The sequence below is a fragment of the Kluyvera sp. NPDC087067 genome (assembly GCF_044745165.1).
Taxonomy (GTDB): domain Bacteria; phylum Pseudomonadota; class Gammaproteobacteria; order Enterobacterales; family Enterobacteriaceae; genus Kluyvera.
This window is the reverse complement of sequence record NZ_JBIUZS010000002.1, coordinates 135,990-159,582: the sequence shown is the minus strand read 5'-3', so window position 1 is coordinate 159,582 and position 23,593 is coordinate 135,990. Positions and strand designations below refer to the sequence as shown.

The window sequence follows — 23,593 nt, the reverse complement described above, 5'->3', positions numbered from 1 at the left end:
GGCGGCGCTGCGTTTGGCCGGGCTACTCTACTGGGGATAATTTCGGCGGTGCTGTGTTTTACCGGCTACGTTTTTTATGTAGCCCGGCCAAGCGCAGCGCCGCCGGGAGTGCTCACGGGTAAACTACAGCACCGTGTCCTTATCAATCCCCAACCGCTTCATTCTCGACAGCAGCGTCGTGCGTTTGAGCCCCAGACGCTGGGCCGCGCCTTTGGCTCCCGCCACCACGCCGTTGGTTTCTTTCAGCACGCGGACGATCAGTTGGTATTCGTCTTCGCCCTCTTTGGCCTCAGCGGTCGCCGGGGCGGGATCTGACTTCTCGCTGGCAAAGGTGAGCTCCGGCATTGAAAGCTGCAGCACGCTGCCGCGGGTCAGGAGTACCGCGCGCTCAATCACGTTCTCCAGCTCGCGCACGTTACCCGGCCACTCCATCTGGCACAGGGTGCGCAGCGTTTCGGCGGGAATACTGTCGATATTGCGCCCCAGGCGGCGAGCGATCTTAAAGGTGAAAGCTTTCACCAGCAGCGGAATATCTTCCGGGCGCTCGCGCAGCGGCGGCAGGTGGATCGGGAATACGTTCAGGCGATAATAAAGATCGCTACGGAATTCGCGATCCAGCACCATTTGTTTGAGATCGCGGTTCGTCGCGGCGATCAGGCGCACATCGGTCTGGATCAGCTTATTGCTGCCCAGACGTTCGAACTCCTGTTCCTGCAACACGCGCAGCAGCTTCGGCTGTAGCTCCAGCGGCATATCGCCCACTTCATCGAGGAACATGGAGCTTTTATCAGCCAGTTCAAAGCGACCAATGCGCTGCGTGCTGGCGCCGGTAAATGCCCCGCGCTCGTGGCCGAACAGATCGCTTTCCAGCAAACCGGCTGGCATCGCGGCACAGTTCATCTTCACCATCCGACGGCTATTACGCCCGCTCAGATTATGAATCGCGCGGGCAATCAGCTCTTTACCGGTGCCGGTTTCGCCGAGGATGAGCACGGTACTGTCGCTTGGCGCCACCATCTCAACTTGCTTAAGCACGTTGAACATCGCTTCGCTGCGACCGATGATTTCGCCAAACTCACCGTCTACGTTGTTCAACTGCTCGGTCAACGCCAGGTTTTCATCCACCAGACGTTCTTTCAGACGGTGAATTTCCTGATAGGCGAGGGCGTTATCGACGGCGATAGCCACGCGCTCGGCAATCTGTTTAAGCAGCTTGAGGTTTGCCGCGCAGAAGACTTTTTCATCACACTGGGCAAGCTTCAGCACACCAAGCATTTTGTCGCCCGACATCAGCGGCAACAGGCACAGAGTCTGGATTTTATCGTCCCACATCTCAAACAGCTGACGCTCGTAGGGGGCCAGATTGTCCTGCTTATTAAGATTAAGCAGCAACGTCTCTTTGCTCTTAAATACCCGCTCGCTCAGCGTGCCGGCCTCATTGACCTCACTTTGATCGTGTACCGGATCGTTGACGTCAATATAGTGCGTTGAGTAGATATTGAGTTTGCCTTTGCGATTGCTGTGCAGCACCACGCTAATGGCATCAATATCGAAATAATAGTGGATCTCTTTAGCCACCGAACTGACCAGCTCATCCATATCCAGACGCGACAGCACGGCGTTGGTGATAGCCACCAGAATGCGGAAATTATCGCGCTCGCGGCACAACAGATCGTAGTCGACGTTATTGGTGACCCGGCTTTGAATTTGCTCGGTGACGACCGCGACAATCTGGGTGAAAGTATGCAGGCGCTGATACTCTTTTTCCGTCCACGGCTGGTCATTCTGACGAATAAACTCGCAGCCGCCGAAAATGCGTCCTTCGGCGGCCAGCGGCAGCAGGCAATAGTGACCAAAGGGTGGGTACAGCTCACTTTTGGCAAGTTCTGGCCACGCTTCGCTAAACTCGCTGTAGCTGCAATGTAGCGCATCAGGACGCGATAACAAACGTCTCACCGGGCCGTTGGCCAACAGGTTGTCGTCCTCATAGGCCAGCGGTTGTCCGGCCTCGCGCGTGGCGTGGTAACCCGCCCGCAGGTTGCCCGGCTGCAACAGGATTATCGCCGCGCTATCGGCCAGCGCAGAGTGTTTTGCCAGCTGCGCCAGCGTTTCGCTGAGCGCAGCAAGATCGGGTTGTTGGAGAAGCGTCCGGGTAATATCAAACAGCCCTTGCTGTGCGAGATCGCCCATCGGTGTATACGACATGTCACGTGCCCATAAATGCACCTTATTCGGTGCGATAAATAATAATAATAAATTTCAGACCTTACGCGGTCTGTTAACAAATTCGCGGCAGCGGCTCCGCGTGAGGGAGATCTAATGTACGTTTTACGCCGTACAATCCGGCAACGCGTACCCCACGGCGCTCCGTCATTTCACCAATGATAGACGCATCGCGTCCTAACGGATGGGCGCGCAGTGCTGCCAGCACCTCATCGGCCGCTTCGCGATTAACGCCAATCACCAGTTTACCTTCATTGGCAAAGTTAAGCGCGTCAAGCCCCAATAATTCGCAAACGCCGCGCACCGCGTCTTTGAGCGGCAGGTTTTGCTCGCTTAGCTCCACGCCGTATCCGCAGGCGGCGGCAAACTCGTGGGCCACGGCATTCACCCCGCCGCGAGTGGCATCGCGCAGGGCTTTCACGCCGGTGAGGCTGCGTAGACGCTGAATCAACGGCGTTAATACCGCGCAGTCGCTTTGTAATTCCCCATCCAGCCCCAGCTGTTCGCGCAGGTTGAGAATGGTGGCCCCGTGGTCGCCCAACGTGCCGCTGACGATAAGCACATCACCCGGTGCTAGCGTCGCCGCACCCCAGTGAATATCCGCCGGAATCGCGCCCATACCGGCGGTGTTGATAAACAGCTTATCCGCAGCCCCTCGTCCGACCACCTTGGTGTCGCCGGTGACGATAGCAATATCGGCGGCTTTTGCCGTCGCCGCCATGCTGTTAACCACCGCTTCCAGCGTCTCCATCTCCAGCCCTTCTTCAATAATAAACCCGCAGGAGAGATAGCGAGGGATAGCGCCGCTGACCGCTACGTCGTTGGCGGTGCCGCAAACGGCGAGCTTACCGATATTGCCGCCGGGGAAAAATAGCGGGTCAATCACGTAGCTGTCGGTGGAGAAGGCGAGACGGTCGCCGTGCGCGGTGAGTGAGTCCAGCGAAATTCGCGCCTGATCTTCCTGCTCTGCCAGCCACGGGTTGGCGAAAGCTTTCATAAACAGACTGTCGATTAACTGCTGCATCGCCAGGCCGCCGCTACCGTGGGCTAATTGAATGCTTTTCATACTTCTGCCTCCTGACTGCGATATTGATACCAGGCGGCGCAGGCCCCTTCGGTGGAGACCATCAGCGCGCCGAATGCGCTCTGCGGGTTGCAGGTAGCGCCAAACAGCGGACACTGATGCGGTTTACAGCGCCCGGTGAGCACGTCGCCACAGCGGGCGCGCGGGTCGTCGCAGACGCGCTGCGGCTGCGGTTTGAAGTGCGCTTCGGCATCAAAAGAGTGATAAGCGGGCGTCAATTGCACGCCCGAGTCGTTAATCAGCCCCAGACCACGCCATTCGCTTTCGCCTTTGACTTCAAAGACCTCGGCAATCGCTTTTTGCGCAAGCCGGTTACCGTCGTCTGGCACCACGCGACGGTACTGGTTTTCGACGCTGGAATCACCGGCAATCTTCTGCTCCACCAGCATATTCACGCCCTGTAGCAAATCGACCGGCTCAAAACCTGCCACCACCAGCGGACGCTGATAGTCGCTGGCGATAAAACCGTAGGCGTGAGTACCGATAACCATGCTGACATGCCCCGGCGCCAGGAAGGCGTCGATGCTGTTGTCCGGCTGGTCAAGCAGGCTACGCAGCGTGGGAATTAATGTAATATGCTGGCAGAAAAAGAAAAAGTTACTGACATTCTGCGCTTTTGCCTGTTGCAACGTAATGGCGGTGGTCGGCATGGTGGTTTCAAAGCCGAGACCAAAGAACACCACTTTACGCTGCGGATTCTGCTGCGCCAGCTTTAAGGCATCCATCGGGGAATAGACGATGCGAATATCCGCGCCGCGCGCTTTCGCCTGCATCAGCGAACCATTTTTTCCAGGAACGCGCATGGCGTCGCCGAAGGTGCAAAAAATCACCTCGGGTTGGTCGGCGATTTCAATACAGGTGTCGATGCGTCCCATCGGCAGCACGCACACCGGGCAGCCCGGCCCGTGGATAAATTCGATATTTTCCGGCAGCAGCTGGTCGAGCCCGAATTTGAAAATCGCATGCGTGTGGCCGCCGCACACTTCCATAATGCGCAGCGGACGTTCGGCGGTATAGGCCAATAGCGATGCGCGAGACTTCAGGTGTGCAATCAGCTGCATCACCTGCTCTGGCGCACGGTACTCATCAACAAAACGCATTACCGTTCCTCACCGTACAGCAGCGCGCCGACGTCCGGCTCGACTTCAAACATATTTTCCAGCGCCGCGAGTGTATCGCGCGCTTCCTCTTCGTTAATGATGCTCATGGCAAAACCGACATGCACCAGCACCCATTGACCGATACGCGACTGACCGTTTTCATCCGTCGCGCCAACCAGCGTCAGGTCAACGTCGCGCTTAATGCCGCAGACATCGACTTTCGCCTGTACGCCGTCAATGGCCGAAATTTGTCCTGGAACGCCTATGCACATCGTTGTGTCTCCAGCCAGTTCAGCCACTGGTCCATCCCTTCACCGCTGGTGGCGGAAAGCAGGATGATTTCAATATTCGGGTTTACTTCACGCGCGCAGGCAATGCACTGTTCCACATCGAAATTCAGGTACGGCAGCAGGTCGATTTTGTTGAGCAGCATGACGCTTGCGGCGGCAAACATATGCGGATACTTCAGCGGCTTGTCTTCGCCTTCGGTGACCGATAGCACCGCCACTTTATGGCGCTCGCCGAGATCAAAGCTTGCCGGGCAAACGAGGTTGCCGACGTTTTCAATAAACAAAATGCTGTTGCTTTGAAGCGGCAGGCGCGGCACGGCGTCAGCAATCATCTGCGCATCAAGATGGCAGCCTTTGCCGGTATTCACCTGAATGGCGGGTGTGCCGGTGGCGCGAATGCGCGCGGCATCGTTGACCGTTTGCTGATCTCCTTCAATTACCGCGCAAGACACACGCTCTTTCAAGCGCATCAGGGTTTCGGTGAGCAGGGTGGTTTTACCGGAGCCGGGGCTGGAGACCAGATTTAACACCAGCTGTTCGCGGGCGGCAAAGCGCGCGCGGTTACGGGCGGCAATCTGGTTGTTTTTATCCAGCACGTCGATTTCCACTTCCAGCATCCGCCGCTGGCTCATGCCCGGCGCGTGGGTACCGGCTTCGCCGTGACCATAATGCAGATCGCCATTGTCAGCCGCTTGCGGCTGGAATTCCTGGGTTCGGACGCCGGTAATCGACAGGGCCGGACGGCCTGCCGGTGCGAAAGGGGCGCTGCGGAACAGGGAATGCGGGTTACGTTCATCGCCCTCTATATAGAGGTTGCCTTCGGCACAACCACAGGTGCTACACATACTTTACTCCTGATCAATTTCAATTCGCTGAATCTGTAAACCGTCGTCGGCGACGATGCGCAGGTTATCGCTATGACACTGCGGGCAACGGCGCACATGGATGGACAGCAGCTGGACATACTGCTGGCAGGATTCACACCAGCACTCCGCTTCTTGTTCCTCGACGTGCAGTTCACAGCCTTCAGCCAGCGTGCCGCGGCACACCAGGTCAAAACAAAAGGTCATCGCGCTGGTCTCTACGCAAGAAAAGGCGCCGACCTTGATCCAGACGCCGGTCACGCGCGTCGCGCCGTTTTGTTGCGCCTGTTGTTCGACAATCTCCAGCGCCCGCTGGCAGAGCGTAATTTCGTGCATGATGCCTCCGGTTTTCATTACTCGCAGGAGTAATGCAATAACAATGCCAGAGATGGATGCTGGTGCCTGAGGACTGTCGATGACGATGTCATTCTGACGAAATGACATGTCACGCCCGACGTGTCATTTCAATAAAACTCATATTAATCAGCAAATTAAAAATATGGCATGAAATGTGCTTAGAAGGCTTGTTTCTATTAACCGGGTAACCGACATGACTATTTGGGAAATTAGCGAGAAGGCCGACTTCATCGCCGATCGTCACCGCCGCCATCAGGATCAATGGCGTGTGTACTGTAACTCACTGGTTCAAGGGATAACGCTGTCAAAAGCGCGGCTGCATCACGGTATGAACTGTGCGCCGGAAAAAGAGCTGAGCTTCGTGCTGTTCGAACACTTTGTGGTGTCCGTATGCCTGTCTGACGGCTTTAACAGCCACACCGTTGAGTACCACGTGGAAACGCGCGATGGCCTGAATAAAGAGTGCATTGCACGCGCTGAGCTCAGCAACAGCGGCTTTATCGATGGCACCGTCAATATCCGCGACCGTGAGCAGGTGCTGGAACACTACCTGGAAAAAATTTCGCCGGTTTACAACACCTTGTATGCCGCGCTCGAAAGCGACAGCCCGGTTAATTTCGGCCAGCTGGCTCGCGCTCCTCAACGGGCAAATAATGCCTGAATAATGGGTGTGTCGACGGGTGTCGAAATGACACCTGCTCTGCATGATTTCGTCAAAAATGACTATCACCTGAGGAAGACCTGGTGAATCGTTTTGTAATTGCTGACTCTACCGTCTGTATCGGTTGCCGCACCTGTGAAGCGGCGTGCGCGGAAACGCATCGCCATCACGGCCTGCAATCAATGCCACGGCTAAAAGTCATGCTCAATGAAAAAGAATCCGCGCCGCAGATGTGTCACCACTGCGAAGACGCGCCGTGTGCCGGGGTTTGCCCGGTCAATGCAATCAACCGTGTTGATGGCGCCGTACAGCTTAATGAAAGCCTGTGCGTAAGCTGCAAACTGTGCGGCATCGCCTGCCCGTTTGGCGCGATTGAATTTTCCGGCAGCCGCCCGCTGGATATCCCGGCGAATGCCAACTCCCCGAAAGCGCTGCCGGCACCTCCGGCCCCGGCGCGCGTCAGTTCGCTGCTGGACTGGGTTCCGGGCGTGCGTGCTATCGCGGTGAAATGCGACCTTTGCTATTTCGACGAAGAAGGCCCGGCCTGTATCCGTACTTGCCCAACCAAAGCCCTGCACCTCGTGAATAACATGGACATCGCCCGCGTCAGCCGTCGTAAACGTGAGCTGACCTTCCATACCGACTTAGGCGATCTGTCGCTGTTTCAAGCGCAACAAGGAGAGTCGAAATGAGCGTGATGACGTTAATCAATAGCGCAGTGGCCTGGTTTGCCTTTTCTGCGGTGCTCTCCTTTTTACTGTCGTTTAAAAAACCGCTGAGCGGTTTTGTCGCCGGTATCGGCGGCGCGGTGGGCAGCCTGTGCGCGACTCTCGCAGGCGTTTGGGTGTTAGTCCACGCTTTCCCGGTGATGGGAAAGTTGTCGCTGGTGCATTTGGGCGTATTGGTCACCCCGCTTAACGCGGTCTGGCTGATTGCGCTGGGGCTGTGCGGTCTGTTTGTCAGCCTGTACAACATCGACTGGCATCGTCACCCGAACGTCAAAAATAACGGCCTGTTGATGAATGTCCTGCTGGCCGCGGCGGTTTGCGCGATAGTCGCCAGCAGCTTTGGTTCGCTGGTGGTAATGGCTGAAATCATGGCGCTGTGCGGGGCGTTCCTGACCGGATGCGTATCGTCCGGCAAGCTGTGGTTTGCGCTGGGGCGTCTGGGCACCATTCTGCTGACGATTGCCTGTCTGCTCATGTGGCAGCGTTACGGCACGCTGGATCTGACCATGCTAAACGAGCGCGCGCAGGCGTTGCCAATGAGCTCAGATATCTGGGTGCTGTGCGTGTTGGGCTTTGGCCTGCTGGCAGGGATTATCCCGCTGCATGGTTGGGTGCCATCGGCGCACGCTAACGCCAGCGCACCGGCTGCCGCACTGTTCTCCACCGTGGTGATGAAAGTGGGGCTGCTGGGCATTCTCACCGTTTCGCTGCTGGGCGATGTGCAACCGTTGTGGTGGGGCATTGCGCTGCTGGTGCTGGGCATGATCACCGCGTTTGTTGGCGGCCTGTATGCGCTGATGGAGCACAATATTCAGCGTTTACTGGCGTACCACACGCTGGAAAACATCGGCATCATCCTGCTGGGCCTTGGCGTCGGTGTGACCGGTCTGGCGTTACAGCAGCCGGTGATGGTGGCGTTGGGTCTGGTCGGTGGGCTGTACCATCTGCTCAACCATAGCCTGTTTAAAACGACGCTGTTCCTCGGCGCGGGCGCGGTCTGGTTCCGTACCGGTCATCGCGATATCGAGAAGCTGGGCGGTATCGGTAAACGTATGCCGATGATTTCGCTTGCGATGCTGGTGGGGCTGATGGCGATGGCTGCACTGCCGCCATTAAACGGCTTTGCCGGTGAGTGGGTTATCTATCAGTCCTTCTTCAAACTGAGCACCAGCGGCGCGTTTATCGGTCGTCTGCTCGGGCCGTTGTTGGCGGTGGGCCTGGCCATTACCGGCGCGCTGGCGGTGATGTGTATGGCGAAAGTTTACGGCGTCACCTTCCTTGGCGCGCCGCGCACTAAAGAGGCGGAAAACGCCTGCTGCGCGCCGCTGCTGATGGCGGCATGTACCGTGGCTATGGCGCTGCTGTGCATCATTGGCGGGGTAGCTGCACCGTGGTTGCTGCCAATGTTGAGCGCGGCCGTACCGCTGCCAATTGAAACCGCACATACCGTGGTCTCTCAGCCGATGATTACCCTGTTGCTGATTGCCTGTCCGCTGCTGCCGTTCATTATCCTCGCCTTGCTTAAAGGCAACCGCCTGCCAAGCCGTTCACGCGGTGCGGCGTGGGTGTGTGGTTACGATCATGAACAATCAATGGTCATTACCGCGCACGGTTTTGCCATGCCGGTAAAACAGGCCTTTGCGCCGGTGCTGAAATTGCGCAAATGGCTCAACCCGGTCTCTCTGGTTCCGGGCTGGCAGAACGCGGCGGCGCCGCTGCTGCTCGCCCGTCTGGCGCTGGTTGAACTGGCGGTGCTGGTCGTGATTGTCATCTCTCAAGGAGCCTGAACATGACGGTCTTATTTGCTTTATTGCAGGCGCTGGTGCTGTTTGCCGTCGCGCCGTTGCTCTCCGGGATTACCCGCGTGCTGCGCGCGCGGTTACATAACCGTCGCGGGCCGGGCGTGATGCAGGAGTATCGCGACATCATCAAACTGCTGGGCCGTCAGAGTATTGGCCCGGACGCTTCCGGCTGGGTGTTCCGCCTGACGCCGTTTGTGATGGTGGGCGTGATGCTGACCATTGCGACCGCGCTGCCGGTGGTGACCGTCGGGTCGCCAATGCCGGGTTTAGGAGATCTGATTACCCTTATCTATCTGTTTGCGGTGGCGCGTTTCTTCTTTGCCATCGCTGGTCTGGATACCGGGAGTCCGTTCACCGCCATCGGCGCAAGCCGTGAAGCGATGCTCGGCGTGCTGGTTGAGCCGATTCTGCTGCTCGGCCTGTGGGTGGCGGCACTGGTTGCTGGTTCAACCCATATCAGCCATATCACCGACACGATTTACCACTGGCCGGTCAGCCGCAGCATTCCGCTGGCGCTGGCATTCTGCGCCTGTGCTTTCGCCACCTTTATCGAAATGGGCAAACTGCCGTTCGACTTAGCGGAAGCGGAGCAGGAATTGCAGGAAGGCCCGCTGTCTGAGTACAGCGGCAGCGGCTTCGGCGTGCTGAAGTGGGGCATCAGCCTGAAACAACTGGTGGTGCTGCAGATGTTCGTGGGGGTGTTTATCCCGTGGGGACAGATGACCAGCTTTAGCGTCAGCGGCCTGATTTTTGCGATGGTTGCCGCCATCGTCAAGCTGGTGGTGGGTGTGCTGATTATCGCCCTGTTCGAAAACAGCATGGCGCGTCTGCGTCTGGATATTACGGGTCGCGTGACCTGGGCCGGGTTCGGTTTAGCCTTTTTAGCCTTCGTCTCCTTGCTGGTGGCGTGATAAGAGAGTTTGAGCATGTCTGAAGAAAAAGTGGGTCAACATTACCTCGCTGCGCTGCACCAGGCCTTTCCGGGCGTGGTGCTGGACGAAGCCTGGCAGACCAAAGACCAGTTAACGGTGACCGTAAAGGTCAACTATCTGCCGGAAGTGGTCGAGTTTCTTTACTACAAGCAGGGCGGCTGGCTGTCGGTGCTGTTCGGCAACGATGAGCGTAAGCTGAACGGTCACTACGCGGTCTACTACGTGCTGTCGATGGAGTCCGGCACCAAGTGCTGGATCACCGTGCGCGTGGAAGTGGATCCTAACACCCTCGAATATCCGTCCGTCACGCCGCGCGTACCGGCTGCCGTATGGGGTGAGCGCGAAGTGCGCGACATGTACGGCCTGATCCCGGTGGGGCTGCCGGACGAACGTCGTCTGGTGCTGCCGGACGATTGGCCGGACGAGCTGTATCCGCTGCGTAAAGACAGCATGGACTACCGTCAGCGCCCGGCACCGACCACCGATGCGGAAACCTACGAGTTCATCAACGAGCTTGGCACTAAGAAAAACAACGTGGTGCCGATTGGCCCACTGCACGTCACCTCCGATGAGCCGGGCCACTTCCGTCTGTTCGTTGACGGCGAGAACATTATCGACGCCGACTACCGTCTGTTCTATGTCCACCGCGGCATGGAAAAACTGGCGGAAACCCGTATGGGTTATAACGAAGTGACGTTCTTGTCCGACCGCGTGTGCGGCATCTGCGGCTTTGCCCACAGCACTGCGTACACCACCTCCGTCGAGAACGCGATGGGCATCGTGGTGCCGGAACGCGCGCAGATGATCCGCGCCATTCTGCTGGAAGTTGAGCGTCTGCACTCGCACCTGCTGAACCTCGGCCTCGCCTGTCACTTCACCGGTTTCGACTCCGGGTTTATGCAGTTCTTCCGCGTGCGTGAAGTCTCCATGAAAATGGCGGAGATCCTCACCGGCGCGCGTAAAACCTACGGCCTGAACCTGATTGGCGGCATCCGCCGTGATTTCCTGAAAGACGACATGATCCAGACTCGTCAGCTGGCGCAGCAGATGCGTCGTGACGTGCAGGATCTGGTCGATATTCTGCTGAGCACGCCGAATATGGAGCAGCGCACCGTCGGTATCGGTCGTCTGGATCCGCAAATCGCCCGTGATTTCAGTAACGTAGGCCCGATGGTTCGCGCCAGCGGCCACGCTCGCGACACCCGCGCCGATCACCCGTTTGTCGGTTACGGTCTGCTGCCGATGGAAGTGCACAGCGAGCAGGGCTGTGACGTTATCTCGCGTCTGAAAGTGCGTATCAACGAAGTGTTCACGGCGCTGAACATGATTGATTACGGCCTCGATAACCTGCCGGGCGGCCCGCTTGCGGTAGAAGGTTTCACCTACATTCCTAACCGCTTTGCGCTGGGCTTCTCGGAAGCGCCACGCGGTGACGATATCCACTGGAGCATGACCGGCGACAACCAGAAGCTATACCGCTGGCGCTGCCGCGCGGCGACCTACGCCAACTGGCCGACGCTGCGCTACATGCTGCGTGGTAACACCGTGTCGGATGCGCCGCTGATTATCGGTAGCCTCGATCCTTGCTACTCCTGTACCGACCGCATGACCGTGGTCGATGTGCGTAAGAAGAAAAGCAAGGTTGTGCCGTACAAAGAGCTTGAGCGCTACAGCATCGAGCGTAAGAACTCGCCGCTGAAATAATTGGGGTATTGCGTGGGGGGCGCCCCTCACCCCGACCCTCTCCCCAAAGGGGCGAGGGGGAAGGGCAGACAGAGTGCGTACTTACTGACGACGCCGTTCTGTCCCCTCTCCCCAAAGGGGCGAGGGGGAAGGGCAGACAGAGTACGTACTTACTGACGACGCCGTTCTGTCCCCTCTCCCTTAGGGAGAGGGCTAGGGTGAGGGTAAAACCCCCACGCAATCCGGGAGACACTATGTTTACCTTTATTAAAAAAGTCATTAAAACCGGCGTGACGACCTCGTCTTATCCGCTGGAACCCATGCCGGTGGATAAAAACTTCCGCGGCAAACCGGAACACAACCCGCAGCAGTGCATCGGCTGCGCGGCATGCGTTAACGCCTGCCCGTCGAACGCGCTGACGGTTGAAACCGACCGCGTCAGCAATCAGCTGGCGTGGCAGTTCAATCTGGGTCGCTGCATCTTCTGCGGTCGCTGCGAAGAAGTGTGCCCAACGGCGGCGATTAAGCTGTCGCAGGAGTACGAGCTGGCGGTATGGAAGAAAGAAGATTTCTTGCAGCAGTCACGCTTTGATATCTGCAACTGTCGCGAATGCCAGCGTCCGTTTGCGGTGCAAAAAGAGATTGATTACGCCATCGCGTTGCTAAAACACAACGGCGATAGCCGCGCGGAAAATCACCGCGAAAGCTTTGAGACCTGCCCGGAATGCAAGCGTCAGAAATGTTTGGTGCCTTCCGACCGTATTGACCTGACTCGCCACATGAAAGGGGCTATCTGATGAGCAACTTAATCGGGCCACGCGATGACAACGGCATGCCGGTGCCGATGACGGTAGAAGAATCTATCGCCAGCATGAAAGCGTCGCTGTTAAAAAATATCAAACGTTCTGCCTACGTTTACCGCGTTGACTGCGGCGGCTGTAACGGCTGTGAAATCGAAATTTTTGCCACTTTGTCGCCGCTGTTTGATGCGGAACGCTTCGGTATCAAAGTGGTGCCGTCGCCGCGTCATGCGGATATCTTGCTGTTCACCGGTGCGGTCACTCGCGCCATGCGCTCTCCGGCTCTGCGCGCCTGGCAGTCGGCGCCCGACCCGAAAATCTGTATCTCTTACGGCGCCTGCGGCAACAGCGGTGGTATCTTCCACGACCTGTACTGCGTATGGGGCGGCACCGACAAAATCGTGCCGGTAGACGTTTATATTCCGGGGTGCCCACCGACGCCTGCGGCAACGCTGTACGGTTTTGCCATGGCGCTGGGGCTGCTGGAGCAGAAAATCCACGCGCGTGCGCCGGGTGAACTGGATACCCAGCCTGCTGAAATTCTGCATCCTGATATGGTACAGCCGCTGCGCGTCAAGATTGACCGTGAAGCGCGCCGTCTGGCGGGCTACCGCTATGGTCGTCAGATTGCCGATGACTATATGGTGCATCTGAACCAGGGCGAAACTCAGGTTCAGCAATGGCTGGCAACCGAAAACGATCCGCGCCTGACGGAAATCGTCACGCATTTGAGTCACGTAGTAGAAGAGGCACGTATTCGATGAGCGAACAGGTGGTGTTCAGTCAACTGAGCCGTAAATTTATTGATGAGAACGATGCGACGCCATCGGAGGCGCAGCAGGTTGTCTATTACAGCCTGGCGATTGGCCACCACCTCGGGGTTATCGACTGTCTCGAAGCCGCGCTGACCTGCCCGTGGGACGAGTATCTCGCATGGATTGCGACGCTTGAGGCGGGCAGTACGGCGCGGCGTAAAATGGAAGGTGTGCCGAAGTACGGCGAGATTGTTATCGACAGCAATCATGTGTCGATGCTGGCGAACGCCTTTGATAAAGCGCGTGTCTCACAAACGCCGCAGCAAAAAGAGTGGAGCCAGGCGATGCTCAATATGCTGCACGCTATCCATCAGGAGAGCGCCATCTATCTGATGGTGCGCCGCCTGCGCGACTGATTTTTAAAGATTGAGGAATGAACATGACTGACGTTTTACTCTGTGTCGGCAATAGCATGATGGGCGACGACGGCGCTGGCCCGTTACTGGCAGAAATGTGCGCGGCCCAGCCGAAAGGGGCGTGGGTTGTGATTGACGGCGGCAGCGCGCCGGAAAACGATATTGTGGCGATCCGCGAGCTGAACCCGGCGCGGCTGTTGATTGTTGATGCCACTGATATGGGGCTGAACCCGGGCGAGATTCGCATTATCGACCCGGACGATATCGCCGAGATGTTTATGATGACCACCCACAATATGCCGCTGAACTACCTGGTCGATCAGCTGAAAGAAGATGTGGGTGAGGTGATTTTCCTCGGCATTCAGCCGGATATTGTCGGTTTTTATTACCCGATGACCCAGGCGATTAAAGACGCTGTTGAGGTGGTTTATCAGCGTCTTGAAGGGTGGCAGGGGAACGGCGGGTTTGCGCAGTTGGAAGCCGAGGACGAAGAGTAGGCGCCGTTTGTACCCTCACCCCGGCCCTCTCCCTGGAAGGAAGAGGGAGAAAATAGTCCCCTCGCCCCTTCGGGGAGAGGGTTAGGGTGAGGGGAAAAACCGCACCTACGCCAAATCTTCCCCGTTGCTGGCAATCACCTTCTTATACCACCAGAACGACTTCTTCCGCGTCCGCGCCAGCGTCCCATTCCCCGCGTCATCGCGGTCAACATACACAAACCCGTACCGCTTACTCATCTCACCGGTTGATGCCGACACCAGATCGATGCACCCCCAGGTGGTATAACCGATAACCGGGATCCCATCCTCAATCGCCTCACCCATCGCCTGAATATGCTCGCGCAAATAGCTGATGCGATAATCGTCGTCAATCTGCCCGTCGGCGTTCACCACGTCCTTCGCCCCCAGCCCGTTTTCCACCAGGAACAGCGGCTTCTGATACCGGTCGTACATCATATTCATGGTGATGCGCAGGCCGAGAGGATCGATGCCCCAGCCCCATTCGCTGGCTTCGATATACGGGTTTTTCAGCGATTTGACGATATTCGCCGCGTTGGTGTTGTTGGCGTTCATCTCCGCCGACGCACAGCGCGAGGCGTAGTAGCTGAACGACACGAAATCCACCGTGTGCTTTAACACCTCATCATCACCCGATTCTTTAACAATCGTGACGCCTTTGTCGCGGAACACCCGCGCCGAGTAGGCCGGATACGCACCACGCGCCTGCACGTCAATAAAGAACAGGTTCTCCCGGTCTTTCTCAAGCGCCGCCCACACGTCCTCAGGTTTGCAGGAATACGGGTAGAAGTTGCCGCCAGCCAGCATACAGCCGACCTGATTTTGCGGGTTGACCTCATGGGCAATTTTCGTTGCCAGCGCGCTGGCTACCAGCTCATGGTGCGCGGCCTGATACTTCACCTGATCCTGATTTTCGCCTTCCTCAAACACCAGCCCTGCACCAGAGAACGGGCTATGCAGCATGATGTTGATTTCGTTGAAGGTCAGCCAGTACTTCACCAGCCCATCGAATGCTTCAAAGCAGGTGCGCGCGTAGCGGGTGAAAAACTCCACCATTTTGCGGTTGCGCCATGAACCGTATTCGGTGACCAGATGCATCGGTACATCGAAGTGGCAAAGTGTTACCAGCGGTTCGATGCCGTACTTTTTGCATTCGCTAAACAGGTCACGATAAAAGGCAATGCCTTCCTCGTTTGGCGTTAATTCATCGCCGTTCGGATACAGGCGGCTCCAGGCGATTGAAGTCCGAAATACGCTAAAGCCCATCTCAGCCATCAGCGCGATGTCTTCTTTATAGCGATGATAAAAATCAATCGCCTGATGGCTTGGGTAGAACTCATCGTCACGCAGGGCAAAGCGTTTCTCCTGACCGAGTTTGACCGGCAGACGGTTGACGCCGTGCGGGATCATATCCACGGTGGTCAGCCCTTTGCCGCCCTCAAGATAAGCCCCTTCGGCCTGGTTGGCGGCAATAGCGCCACCCCAGAGAAATCCTTGCGGAAATGTCGACATGCGTTACCTCGCTTACAAAAAAATCATTAAATTTGAGCGGCTTTTACGCCAGCGGTTGGCGTGGCTTGACGCTTGCGGGCCTCAGCGGCGGCATCTTCAACCGGAATATCCTCAAAGCCCAACAGCAGCGTCAGCACAAAGGAGATCACCACTGCCAGCGCCATCACCCCAAACACCCACACGATGGTCATCGGATTGGCCGGATCGAAAAACTGCACGCTGGTGAAAAGCCCTGGTGCTGCCATCGAGTGGCTGGCAAGCCCAACGGCACCGGCAATACCGCCGCAAATAAAGCCGCTTATCAGGCTGGCAATCAGTGGACGTTTCAGGCGGATCGCCACGCCGTACAGCGCCGGTTCGGAAATGCCGGCCAGAATGGCCGAAGCGGCGGCCGCCAGCGCGGTCTGGCGCAGCTCCGGGTTTTTGGTTTTCCATGCCACCGCCAGCGATGAGCCGCCAAGCGACAGATTCGCACCGATTTCCGACGGCATCACCATGCCTTCTTTGCCGGTTTCGGCGATGGTCTGGATGATGGTTGGGGTAAAGACGCGGTGCATCCCGGTCATCACCAGCAGCGGCCACAGCGCCCCCATAATGGCGACGGACAGCCAGCCCAGATAGCCATGGATGGTGTAGACCAGCGCAGAAATGGCGCTACCAATCCAGATACCAATCGGGCCTATCAGCAAGATCGCCAGCGGTGCGGCAATCAGTACAATCAGCATAGGTTTAAGGAAGTTTTTGGTGACCGCAGGCGTGATGGCATCAACCCAGCGTTCAATGTAGGAGAGGCACCAGGTCATCACCAGCGCCGGGATCACCGTGTAGGTGTATTTCACCGCGGTGACCGGAATAAAGGCAAATTCGACGTGCTCGCCCTGGGCCGCTTTCGCCATCAGTTCAATAAAGCTTGGGTGAACCAGCACGCCTGCGATGGCAATCGCCAGCGACATATTGGTTTTGAATTTTACCGCCGCAGAGGCGGCAACCATCAGCGGCAGGAAGAAGAATGCGCCATCGCCAATGACCGTTAAGATGGTGAGCGTCGGCGCACCCTTTGGCAGTACGCCGGTCATCTCCAGGATCATCGCCAGCAGCTTAACCATCGATCCGCCGATAATTGCCGGGATCAGCGGCGACATCGTGCCGATCAAGGCGTCGAGGATCCCCGCACCTATACGGCGCAAAGTCAGCTTCGGTTTGCCAACCGGCGCGGCGGGCTGCATCTCGTTTGGCAGCAGGCTGACCACCTCGCGAAAGGCCTGTGAAACGGTATTGCCAATAATCACCTGACACTGGTTGTCGTTACGTACCACGCCCATGACGCCGCTGATGTTCTTAAGCGTGGCGCTGTCGATTTGCGCGTCGTCTTTCACCACGAAGCGCAGGCGTGTCATGCAGTGGGTGACGGCGGCGATGTTGTCGACCCCGCCCAGTGCACCGACGATAGATTGCGCCAGAACCGCATAATTTTTAGACATCGGATTTTATCCTGTTTTATCAGTAGGGTACTTATCGTCCCTCGCCAGCAAGTCTGCGGGGATGAAACGCTGCATAGGAAACCGGTTCCACATAATCATCTTGTGTTTATTTTGTTGCATCAAGATCTAAATTTTGTTTTTAAATGATTCGTGAAACCGATCACAGGAAAGCGCGTGGCTGAAAAAATGAGCGCCACCGCAAATGCTGAAAATAGCCAAACGGTGCAGTACACTGCTGCCAAATAGAATTCTCAAGGATAACCATCATGACGACGATGCTGGAGGTGGCGCGACGGGCAGGCGTCTCGAAAGCCACCGTCTCCCGGGTGCTGTCGGGGAACGGCTATGTCAGCCAGGAGACCAAAGACCGGGTATTTTTGGCGATTGAAGAGAGCGGATATCGGCCGAATCTGCTGGCGCGTAATCTGGCGACCAAAAAGACGCAGACCTTAGGACTGGTGGTGACCAACACGCTTTATCACGGCGTCTACTTCAGCGAGCTGTTGTTTCATGCGGCGAGCATGACCGAAGCGCAGGGGCGGCGGCTGATTCTGGCAGACGGCAAGCACAGCGCCCAGGAAGAGCGTGAAGCGATACAATATCTGCTCGACCTGCGTTGCGACGGCATCATTATTTATCCACGCTTTTTAAGCGTCGACGAAATTGACGATATTATCGAACAGCAACAACGACCGGTGTTGGTGATTAACCGCAGGCTTAGGCGCAACAGCAGCCACTGCGTTTATTGCGATCAGAAATCCGCCAGTCAGCGGGCCGTGGAGACTTTAATTGCCCAGGGGCATCGGGACATTGCGTTTATTACCGGTTCACTGGATTCCCCAACCGGTATCGAACGCCTGGCGGGATACAAAGATGCGCTGGCAAAACACGGTATCGCGCTTCGTCATGAGCTGATTGTTGAAGGCAGGTGGACGCCGGCGACCGGCGCGGCAGGCGTCGATTTGCTGCGCGAGCGCGGGCTCGTCTTTAGCGCGCTGGTTGCCAGCAATGATGATATGGCCGTCGGGGCAATAAAGCGTCTGCATGACCACGGAATCAACGTCCCAGGGCAGGTGGCAGTGATTGGTTTTGATGACATCGCGCTTGCGCCCTATATGATCCCGTCGCTTTCCAGCGTGCGTATTCCGGTGACGGAAATGATTAAAGAGACCATCAACCGCCTTATTTTTATGCTCGATGGCGGTGATTTTAAATATCAACAAACCTTCCCCGGCGAGCTGATTGCGCGCGACTCGATTATTCCCGGCCCGCACGCCTGATCTCGTCAGCTGTCATCGTCATTTGTGTCGATGACAGCGCCATTCTTTGCTGACCTCCAAAAAAATCATTAAAAATCAGCCAACTAAAAGTTGGCTCGAATAATGCATTCTCTCGCACAATTCATTGTCATTGCTGGAGAAGTTGATGAACCGTTTCATCATTGCTGATGCGAGTAAATGTATTGGCTGCCGGACATGCGAAGTCGCATGCGTGGTTTCCCACCAGGAAGAACAGGATTGCGCCGCGCTGACGCCGCAATCTTTCCTGCCGCGTATTCACGTTATTAAAGGAATGGATGTATCTACCGCCACCGCCTGTCGTCAGTGCGAGGACGCCCCGTGCGCCAACGTCTGTCCGAACGGGGCGATTATTCGCGATAAAGGCTTTATCCACGTCATGCAGGAACGCTGCATTGGCTGTAAAACCTGCGTGGTGGCATGTCCTTACGGCGCGATGGAAGTGGTCGTTCGCCCGGTTGTCCGTAATAGCGGCGCAGGTTTGAAAGTCCTCGCCGAAAAAGCGGAAGCCAATAAGTGCGACCTGTGTTTCCACCGTGAAGCCGGCCCTGCCTGTATGGAAGCCTGTCCAACCCACGCGTTGTTCTGCGTTGACCGCGACAAGCTCGAACAGTTGAGCGCGGAAAAACGTCGTCGTACGGCGCTGGACGTAGCAACGTCTTTATCTTTCTAAAATCCCTTAATTTCTCTTTTAACAGGTCTGTTACTGATGAAAAAAATCACGAGTGTGTGCCCTTACTGCGGCGCAGGTTGCAAAATGAAGCTGGTTGTCGATAACGGTAAAATTATCCGTGCCGAAGCCGCTGATGGTAAAACCAACCAGAACGAGCTGTGTCTGAAAGGCTACTACGGCTGGGACTTTCTTAACGATACCAAGCTACTGACACCGCGCTTAACGCAGCCGATGATCCGCTATGAAAAGGGCGGCAAACTCACTCCTGTGAGCTGGGATGAGGCGATTCGCTACACCGCGAAACGTCTTGGCGATATCAAAGCCAAATTCGGGCCGCGCGCCATTATGACCACCGGGTCATCGCGCGGCACCGGCAATGAAACCAACTATGTGATGCAGAAATTTGCCCGTGGCGTACTGCATACCAATAACGTCGACTGCTGTGCCCGCGTGTGCCACGGCCCGTCGGTCGCCGGGTTGCAGGAGGTATTAGGCAACGGCGCGATGAGCAACAGCATTGGCGATATTGAAAACTCGCGCTGCCTGCTGGTGTTTGGCTACAACTGTGCGGACTCGCACCCGATTGTGGCGCGCCGCGTTATTAAGGCCAAAGACAAAGGCGCCAAAATTATCGTCTGCGACCCGCGTCGTATTGAAACCGCGCGGATCGCCGACCAGCATTTACAGATGCGAAACGGCAGCAATATGGCGCTGGTGAACGCCTTTGCCCACGTGCTGCTTGAAGAGAGTCTGTATGATAAAGAATACGTTGAACGATATACCACCGGGATTGAAGCATTACGCGACGTGGTAAAAGACTACGCGCCGGAAGCGGTAGAAACGCTGACTGGCGTCCCGGCGCAGCAGGTTCGTCAGGCCATGCGTACCTACGCGGCGGCACCTTCCGCCACCATCATGTGGGGCATGGGTGTCACCCAGTTCGGCCAGGCGGTGGATGTGGTGAAAGGGCTGGCAAGCCTGGCGCTGCTGACCGGCAACCTGGGGCGTGAAAACGTCGGCGTCGGCCCGGTGCGTGGGCAAAACAACGTGCAGGGCGCGTGCGATATGGGCGTGCTGCCAAATCAGTTCCCGGGTTATCAGGATGTGGTGGACGCTGCCGTGCGCGAGAAATTCGCCAAAGCCTGGGGCATTGACGCCAGCCTGATGGACGACAAAGTCGGCGTGCGTATTACCGAAGTGCCGCATCTGGCGATGGATGGGAAGGTGAAAGCCTACTACATCATGGGCGAAGATCCGCTGCAAACCGAGGCTGACTTAGGGCTGGTGCGCAAAGGTTTTGAAGCGCTTGATTTTGTGGTGGTGCAGGACATCTTTATGACCAAAACCGCCGAGCAGGCCGATGTGCTGCTGCCTGCTACCTCGTGGGGCGAACATGGCGGCGTCTTTACCTGTGCCGACCGCGGCTTCCAGCGTTTTGAAAAGGCCATTGAGCCGACCTATAACGTTAAGCGTGACTGGGAAATTATCAGCCTGATCGCAAGCGAGATGGGCTATCCGATGCACTACGACAATAACCAGCAAATTTGGGACGAAATGCGCGAGCTGTGCCCGCTGTTCTACGGCGTCACCTATGAAAAAATGGGTGAAATGGGCCACGTACAATGGCCGTGCCCGACGCTCGATCATCCCGGCACGCCCTATTTGTATGAAGGCAGCCAGTTCGACACGCCGGACGGCAAAGGCCATCTGTTCGCCGCGCCGTGGCGTGCGCCCGCTGAAACGCCGGACGCCGATTTCCCGCTGGTGCTTTGCACCGTGCGTGAAGTCGGGCACTACTCGTGCCGTTCAATGACCGGCAACTGCGCGGCGCTGCAATCGCTGGCCGATGAGCCGGGCTTTGTGCAAATCAACCCAACGGACGCGCAACGGCTGAACGTTCGGGATAAACAACTGGTATGGGTCTCCTCACGGCGTGGCAAGGTGATAAGCCGCGCGAGCGTCAGTGAGCGGGTTAACCACGGCAGCGTTTACATGACCTATCAATGGTGGGTGGGAGCCTGTAACGAACTGACTCAGGACAACCTTGATCCCATCTCCAAAACGCCGGAAACCAAGTATTGCGCGGTGAAGGTTGAGGCGATAGAGGATCAGAACTGGGCCGAAAACTACGCGCTGGAAAGCTATCAGTCGATGAAAACGCGTCTGAAAGTTGCGGCAATCGGGTAATCAAAATGAGCGCAAACGGTGTACAGATCCGCATCTGCGGCAAAGTTCAGGGAGTGGGGTTTCGCCCCTTTGTCTGGCAACTGGCCCAGCAGCGAGGCTGCGTCGGCGATGTCTGTAACGACAGCGCCGGGGTATTGCTGCGTCTGTACGGTGATGAAGTGGACTTTATCGCCGCGCTATATCAGCACTGTCCGCCGCTTGCGCGCATTGATAGTACCCACGTTGAGCCATTTGACTGGCCGACAATTCCTGTAGATTTTGTTATCCGCGAGAGTGGCACCGGGGCGATGAGTACGCAAATCGTCCCGGATGCGGCAACGTGCCCGGCCTGTCTTGCTGAAATGAACGATCCTTTAGAGCGGCGTTACCGCTACCCCTTTATCAACTGCACCCACTGTGGGCCGCGTTTTACCATCATTCACGCCATGCCGTATGACCGACCGTTGACGGTGATGGCGGCATTCCCGCTGTGTCCCGACTGCGAGGCGGAGTATCGCAATCCTTACGACCGCCGTTTTCACGCCCAGCCTGTGGCCTGCGCCAAATGCGGCCCGTGGTTAATGTGGCAACAAGGCGAGCAGCATTTAGAAAAAGAGGCGGCGCTTCAGGCGGCCATTTCCATGCTGAACGCAGGCGGCATTGTGGCGGTGAAGGGCATTGGTGGCTTCCACCTGGCCTGTGATGCGGGCAACCCTGACGCAGTGGCGCGTCTTCGTGCGCGTAAGCATCGTCCCGCCAAGCCGCTGGCGGTAATGCTGCCGGGCATCGACGCCGTCACGATGGATGCCCGATCGTTACTGCAAACTCCCGCCGCACCGATTGTGCTGGTGGATAAGCACTGTGTTACCGGCGTGTGCGATGGCATTGCGCCAGATTTAGCTGAGGTTGGGGTGATGTTACCCGCCAATCCGCTGCAGCATTTGCTGATGCAGGCGCTTAAACGCCCGCTGGTGATGACTTCCGGCAATCTCAGCGGCAAGCCGCCAGCGTTAACCAACCACCAGGCGCTGGCGGATCTCGTAGAGATTGCCGACGGTTTTCTGCTGCATAACCGCGAGATTGTCCAGCGTATGGACGATTCGGTAGTACGCCAAAGTGGGGAAATGCTGCGCCGTTCGCGAGGCTATGTCCCGGACGCGCTGTCGCTTCCGCCGGGATTTCAGGACGCGCCACCGATGCTATGTCTCGGCGCGGACATGAAAAATACCTTTAGCCTGACGCGTGGTGACCAGGTGGTGGTGAGCCAGCACTTTGGCGATCTTACTGATGACGGCGTCGAAAATCAGTGGCAGCAGGCGCTGCGTTTGATGCAGTCAATTTATGATTTTACGCCGCTGGCGGTAGTGGCTGATTTTCATGACGGCTACCGCTCATCGCAATGGGCTGCGCAAAGCGGTCTGCCCATGCAACGGGTGCTGCATCATCATGCGCATATTGCGGCCTGCCTTGCGGAACACGACTGGCCGCTTGACGGCGGTGATGTTATCGCCATGGCGCTTGATGGTATCGGCATGGGCGAGCAGGGTGCGCTGTGGGGCGGCGAGTGCCTGCGCGTCAGCTACCGCGATTGTGAACGCTTAGGCGGGCTGCCCGCCGTCGCGCTGCCGGGCGGCGATCTGGCGGCGCGCCAGCCGTGGCGTAACCTGTTAGCGCAGTGTCTGGCTTTTGTGCCGGGCTGGCAGGATTTTGCCGAAACTCAAAGCGTACGGCAACAAAACTGGCCGCTACTGGCGCAGGCGGTTAATCGTGGGATCAATAGCCCGCAGGCTTCTTCCTGTGGTCGCCTGTTTGATGCCGTAGCCTGTGCCGTTGGCTGTGCGCCGCAGACGCTCAGCTATGAAGGAGAGGCCGCCTGTCGTCTGGAAGCGCTGGCGGTAACCTGCCCTGGCGTGGCGCATCCGGTCACGATGCCGTTGGCGGACAATCAGCTCGACCTTACCACCTTCTGGGCGAGTTGGCTGCGCTGGCAGGCCACGCCTGCTCAAAAAGCGTGGGTGTTTCACGATGTGCTGGCACAGGGTGTCGCGAGGTTAATGCGCCATCATGCCGCAATTGCCGGTATGACCACGCTGGCGTTTGGCGGCGGTGTGCTGCATAACGCGCTATTACGCGCTCGTCTTACCCACTATTTATCCGATTTCACCTTGCTCTTTCCCAAGCGTTTACCCGCCGGTGATGGGGCGATTTCTTACGGGCAGGCGGTGATTGCCGCCGCTCGCGCTCAGATTTAAGG

Annotated in this window: 21 protein-coding genes; 13 read left to right on the top strand and 8 right to left on the bottom strand. The window is 57.2% G+C overall.

The window, feature by feature from the left end:
• Positions 1-123 precede the first annotated feature (123 nt).
• The 6 genes from flhA to hypA all read right to left on the bottom strand — a co-directional run bounded on the left by flhA (position 124) and on the right by hypA (position 5,896).
• Positions 124-2,205 carry a formate hydrogenlyase transcriptional activator FlhA gene (gene flhA, locus ACIPDS_RS06170; protein ID WP_400733793.1) on the bottom strand — a complete coding sequence of 694 codons (2,082 nt, stop codon included), beginning with the start codon at positions 2,203-2,205 and terminating at the stop codon, positions 124-126.
• 73 nt (positions 2,206-2,278) lie between these two features.
• A complete protein-coding gene (hypE, locus tag ACIPDS_RS06165; RefSeq protein WP_400733791.1) occupies positions 2,279-3,289 on the bottom strand; it encodes a hydrogenase expression/formation protein HypE in 1,011 nt (336 codons plus the stop codon).
• Positions 3,286-4,407, bottom strand: a complete 1,122-nt coding sequence (gene hypD, locus ACIPDS_RS06160; RefSeq protein WP_400733789.1) for a hydrogenase formation protein HypD — start codon at positions 4,405-4,407, stop codon at positions 3,286-3,288. The genes hypE and hypD overlap by 4 nt, the downstream gene beginning before the upstream one ends.
• On the bottom strand, positions 4,407-4,679 hold the full coding sequence (locus tag ACIPDS_RS06155) for a HypC/HybG/HupF family hydrogenase formation chaperone (protein WP_062775379.1): 273 nt from the start codon (positions 4,677-4,679) through the stop codon (positions 4,407-4,409). The genes hypD and ACIPDS_RS06155 overlap by 1 nt, the downstream gene beginning before the upstream one ends.
• Complete coding sequence (hypB, locus tag ACIPDS_RS06150; RefSeq protein WP_400733786.1) at positions 4,670-5,542, bottom strand: hydrogenase nickel incorporation protein HypB; 873 nt, start codon at positions 5,540-5,542, stop codon at positions 4,670-4,672. The genes ACIPDS_RS06155 and hypB overlap by 10 nt, the downstream gene beginning before the upstream one ends.
• A gap of 3 nt (positions 5,543-5,545) precedes the next feature.
• The gene (gene hypA / locus ACIPDS_RS06145; RefSeq protein ID WP_400734696.1) at positions 5,546-5,896 is read right to left on the bottom strand and encodes a hydrogenase maturation nickel metallochaperone HypA; all 351 of its coding nucleotides are present in this window, start codon (positions 5,894-5,896) and stop codon (positions 5,546-5,548) included.
• A gap of 214 nt (positions 5,897-6,110) precedes the next feature.
• On the opposite strand from hypA, the gene hycA reads away from it, so the two are divergent.
• The 9 genes from hycA to hycI all read left to right on the top strand — a co-directional run bounded on the left by hycA (position 6,111) and on the right by hycI (position 14,191).
• Positions 6,111-6,578, top strand: a complete 468-nt coding sequence (hycA, locus tag ACIPDS_RS06140) for a formate hydrogenlyase regulator HycA (protein WP_166515812.1) — start codon at positions 6,111-6,113, stop codon at positions 6,576-6,578.
• An 83-nt stretch (positions 6,579-6,661) separates the two neighbouring features.
• Positions 6,662-7,270, top strand: a complete 609-nt coding sequence (locus ACIPDS_RS06135) for a 4Fe-4S dicluster domain-containing protein (RefSeq protein ID WP_166515813.1) — start codon at positions 6,662-6,664, stop codon at positions 7,268-7,270.
• Entirely contained in the window at positions 7,267-9,093 is a 1,827-nt protein-coding gene (gene hycC / locus ACIPDS_RS06130) for a formate hydrogenlyase subunit 3 (RefSeq protein ID WP_400733782.1), read from the top strand. Before ACIPDS_RS06135 ends, hycC begins: the two co-directional genes overlap by 4 nt.
• Before the next feature lie 2 nt (positions 9,094-9,095).
• Entirely contained in the window at positions 9,096-10,019 is a 924-nt protein-coding gene (locus ACIPDS_RS06125) for a respiratory chain complex I subunit 1 family protein (protein ID WP_400733780.1), read from the top strand.
• A 15-nt stretch (positions 10,020-10,034) separates the two neighbouring features.
• A complete protein-coding gene (gene hycE / locus ACIPDS_RS06120; protein WP_400733777.1) occupies positions 10,035-11,744 on the top strand; it encodes a formate hydrogenlyase subunit HycE in 1,710 nt (569 codons plus the stop codon).
• Positions 11,745-11,977: 233 nt separating this feature from the next.
• On the top strand, positions 11,978-12,520 hold the full coding sequence (locus ACIPDS_RS06115; protein WP_166515817.1) for a formate hydrogenlyase complex iron-sulfur subunit: 543 nt from the start codon (positions 11,978-11,980) through the stop codon (positions 12,518-12,520).
• The gene (locus tag ACIPDS_RS06110) at positions 12,520-13,287 is read left to right on the top strand and encodes an NADH-quinone oxidoreductase subunit B family protein (protein ID WP_166515818.1); all 768 of its coding nucleotides are present in this window, start codon (positions 12,520-12,522) and stop codon (positions 13,285-13,287) included. Before ACIPDS_RS06115 ends, ACIPDS_RS06110 begins: the two co-directional genes overlap by 1 nt.
• Positions 13,284-13,694, top strand: a complete 411-nt coding sequence (locus ACIPDS_RS06105) for a formate hydrogenlyase maturation HycH family protein (RefSeq protein ID WP_400733771.1) — start codon at positions 13,284-13,286, stop codon at positions 13,692-13,694. The genes ACIPDS_RS06110 and ACIPDS_RS06105 overlap by 4 nt, the downstream gene beginning before the upstream one ends.
• Positions 13,695-13,717: 23 nt before the next feature.
• Positions 13,718-14,191: a hydrogenase maturation peptidase HycI gene (gene hycI, locus ACIPDS_RS06100; protein WP_400733768.1), complete on the top strand. Its 474-nt coding sequence runs from the start codon at positions 13,718-13,720 to the stop codon at positions 14,189-14,191.
• 105 nt (positions 14,192-14,296) lie between these two features.
• Here hycI and ACIPDS_RS06095 read toward each other — a convergent pair whose 3' ends face one another.
• Both ACIPDS_RS06095 and ascF read right to left on the bottom strand, forming a co-directional pair.
• Positions 14,297-15,721: a 6-phospho-beta-glucosidase gene (locus ACIPDS_RS06095; protein WP_400733766.1), complete on the bottom strand. Its 1,425-nt coding sequence runs from the start codon at positions 15,719-15,721 to the stop codon at positions 14,297-14,299.
• A 26-nt stretch (positions 15,722-15,747) separates the two neighbouring features.
• Entirely contained in the window at positions 15,748-17,202 is a 1,455-nt protein-coding gene (ascF, locus tag ACIPDS_RS06090) for a PTS cellobiose/arbutin/salicin transporter subunit IIBC (protein WP_400733764.1), read from the bottom strand.
• Between the two features lie 266 nt (positions 17,203-17,468).
• Between ascF and ACIPDS_RS06085 the strand changes: the two genes are divergently transcribed.
• The 4 genes from ACIPDS_RS06085 to hypF all read left to right on the top strand — a co-directional run bounded on the left by ACIPDS_RS06085 (position 17,469) and on the right by hypF (position 23,591).
• The gene (locus tag ACIPDS_RS06085) at positions 17,469-18,482 is read left to right on the top strand and encodes a LacI family DNA-binding transcriptional regulator (protein ID WP_400733762.1); all 1,014 of its coding nucleotides are present in this window, start codon (positions 17,469-17,471) and stop codon (positions 18,480-18,482) included.
• A 145-nt stretch (positions 18,483-18,627) separates the two neighbouring features.
• Positions 18,628-19,173, top strand: coding sequence for an electron transport protein HydN (hydN, locus tag ACIPDS_RS06080; protein WP_166515824.1), 546 nt, complete (start codon positions 18,628-18,630; stop codon positions 19,171-19,173).
• Between the two features lie 36 nt (positions 19,174-19,209).
• Positions 19,210-21,360, top strand: a complete 2,151-nt coding sequence (fdhF, locus tag ACIPDS_RS06075; RefSeq protein WP_400733759.1) for a formate dehydrogenase subunit alpha — start codon at positions 19,210-19,212, stop codon at positions 21,358-21,360.
• Between the two features lie 5 nt (positions 21,361-21,365).
• The gene (hypF, locus tag ACIPDS_RS06070; protein ID WP_400733757.1) at positions 21,366-23,591 is read left to right on the top strand and encodes a carbamoyltransferase HypF; all 2,226 of its coding nucleotides are present in this window, start codon (positions 21,366-21,368) and stop codon (positions 23,589-23,591) included.
• Positions 23,592-23,593 lie beyond the last annotated feature (2 nt).